The 2,647-nt window shown below is 33.7% G+C and carries 2 protein-coding genes; both read left to right on the forward strand.

Annotated features, from left to right (window positions below; all coding sequences use genetic code 11):
* Window positions 1–141: 141 nt before the first annotated feature.
* Window positions 142–1,335 carry an ABC transporter permease gene (locus tag AC1DSL_RS17060; protein ID WP_477533128.1) on the forward strand — a complete coding sequence of 398 codons (1,194 nt, stop codon included), beginning with the start codon at window positions 142–144 and terminating at the stop codon, window positions 1,333–1,335.
* A gap of 23 nt (window positions 1,336–1,358) precedes the next feature.
* The gene (locus AC1DSL_RS17065) at window positions 1,359–2,267 is read left to right on the forward strand and encodes an ABC transporter ATP-binding protein (protein ID WP_477533129.1); all 909 of its coding nucleotides are present in this window, start codon (window positions 1,359–1,361) and stop codon (window positions 2,265–2,267) included.
* The last annotated feature ends 380 nt before the right edge of the window (window positions 2,268–2,647 follow it).

Here is a 2,647-nt window from a genome sequence, read left to right on the forward strand (position 1 = left end):
GTCTCTTGTCCTGGCAAACCCAGTCGTCCTAAATAGCACACATGTTCTTATCTATATCGGGATTAGTATTGCCATAATGGTAGTCGCTGTAAAGTACTTCTTGACTACTGGGAAACTTAAAAAGATATAGGGGAGTGAGGAATGTTGGCGTATTTCAAGTTCGAATTTTTTCAATTTATTAGCAATAAGAAAAATATTGCAATTTATGTCATTTTACTTTTTTTCTCATGTTATTATGCACTAATAATTGCTCCAACATATAACCCTATTGAAAAAGTAGATGAAAGTGAAATTGAAGCACGGTATCTAACAAGGGAGGAATTTCTAAATAATGTTGAGATTAGTGCAGGAACACATTTCTTAACTTTTTTTGCTGTAGAAATTTACCCAGAATGGAATGAATATGATAAGGGACGATTAGAAGCTATAAAACATCACAATCTGAAAGAGTATGCTGAGGCTACTTCTAAGTGGTATGAGTACGCTGATAAGATGATTTTTTACAGGGGAATGGGTGTCCTATTTTATAATCCGGGGTATTACACATTTGGAAATAATTATGCACCGATGGACGGACACTATGCCTATTTATATTCTGCAAGTCGATACGAAGGATATACAGAAGGGAAATCGAGTTTATCTGTAAATATTTTCGAAGAAAGGACAGCCTTACAAACATTGCAACGTCTGTTACACTCTAACCTTCCGCTAATTCTCATTGTTAGCTGTATATTCTTCACGGTGGATATCGTGTTGAAGGATCGCCGGAATCCAACACTTTTACAAGGTTTACCACTTTCAATTTGGAGAAAGTTGCTTGTAAAAGGAGGAGTTGCCTTACTAGGTACCATCCTATCAATTATTCCACTCTCTGTTGGTTTATTGATAATTGGTGGGCGAAATGGATTTGGAGATTTTGATTTACCTGTTCCGATATATTCTGCTGATGAAAAATTATTTTCAAATATAATGCTATGGGAATATCTAATACAAAACATGCTCTTTATGGTTTTCTGGTTTTTATTCATCATTTCATTACTACTTCTTGTGAGTGTAATGTTAAAAAATGAGTTTGCAAATTTATTGGTAGGTAGTGTGTTTGTTATTGCTGAATTTATCTATTTTGATAGAGGGAATGGGACGGTCTGGAATATTCAGTGGACTCCAACGAGCTATGTTCAAGTTGGGCAAATTATCTCGGGGTATCGGAACTATCTTTATAATTCCAAAGCACTCACATTTGAAGGCGGACTCTCCGTATTAGGATTGTGTACGTGTATTTTTCTGTTATCGACTTTCTTGATTAGTAATCAAAGAAAGTTTAGGCTACTTTAGTTTGATAGAGATGGAGTGAAGATATGATTGAATTAAAAAATATTGGTGTTCACTTTTCAAGTAGAGTCATTTTAAAAGATGTTTCGGTGATTTTCAATCCGGGAGAAATTATTGGTTTGGTGGCTCCGAATGGGACTGGAAAGTCAACACTTATGAATGTAATCATGAATTATATCAATCCAAACAGTGGGAAAGTCATTCTAAATCATAAGTTAGAATATACAAATAAAAAGAATGAAGTGAAAATACATCAACTAGTATCCATGATGCCTGATCAAGGTGACTTATACAATCAGATTTCCGGAAAAGAGCATTTAAAAATTTATTCCTCAATGTGGAACAGTAACCCAAAATTGATTGACAGTATAATAAATGAACTTGGAATGGCGTCATATATAGACAAGAAAACAGGAACGTATTCTTTGGGGATGCGCCAAAGACTTTGCTTTGCAATGCAAATTGTATCAGATACCCAAGTCATGTTAATGGACGAAGTGATGAATGGATTAGATCCTACTCATGTCGAACTTATTTCTCAAATACTAGTTAAAAAGAAAATCGAAGGAAAAACGATTATTGTGGCGTCTCATTTATTAGAAAACTTAGAAAAATATGCGAGCCGCATTTTCTTTATGAAAAATGGAGAATTGATACTAGTCAATGCCATATCCCCTGGGTTTGAAGAAAGAGAAATCACAACCGTAAGAGTAAAAGAAATGACAGAGATGACAAAAGAAAAGTTTTCAAAAGAGTTTCCAGATACAAACGTACGATCATTGCCAAATGACGGTACTCTACTAGATGTACGCGGATATGATTCGGGGAGATTAGGAAATATAGTAGAGTTTCTTAATGAAAATCAAATAACAGAGTTTAGTTTTGGGAAAATAACATTAAATGACTTGTATTCAATGTATTATCAAGAAGGCTGAGGTTATAGGAAAATACCCACATTAGAGTAACTAGGAGGAGTGAAGGTTTTTGAATTTAGTGTTTTTCATTATTATAATATTTTCTCTAATTGTTTCTACACTAACCTGCATTTGGGTATTAAAAAGGCAGAAAAATAAATGGTTTGGAATATTAGGTGCATTGTGTGTAAATTCACTTATTTTATCAATCGCTACTGTCCTTCTTTACAAATTAGACGTTCAAACATTTCATAAACAGACAGACGGATTTTTTAGTAGCTTGGGTATTTTAGTCTTTGTATTTTTTATTCCGGTCATCACTTTTATTAACTACTATACTCTTGAATTATTAAGACAAAGAAGTATGAGTAAGACGGTTTAATCAATATGTAGGATAGTTA

The organism is Paenisporosarcina sp. P4_D4 (assembly GCF_056401835.1).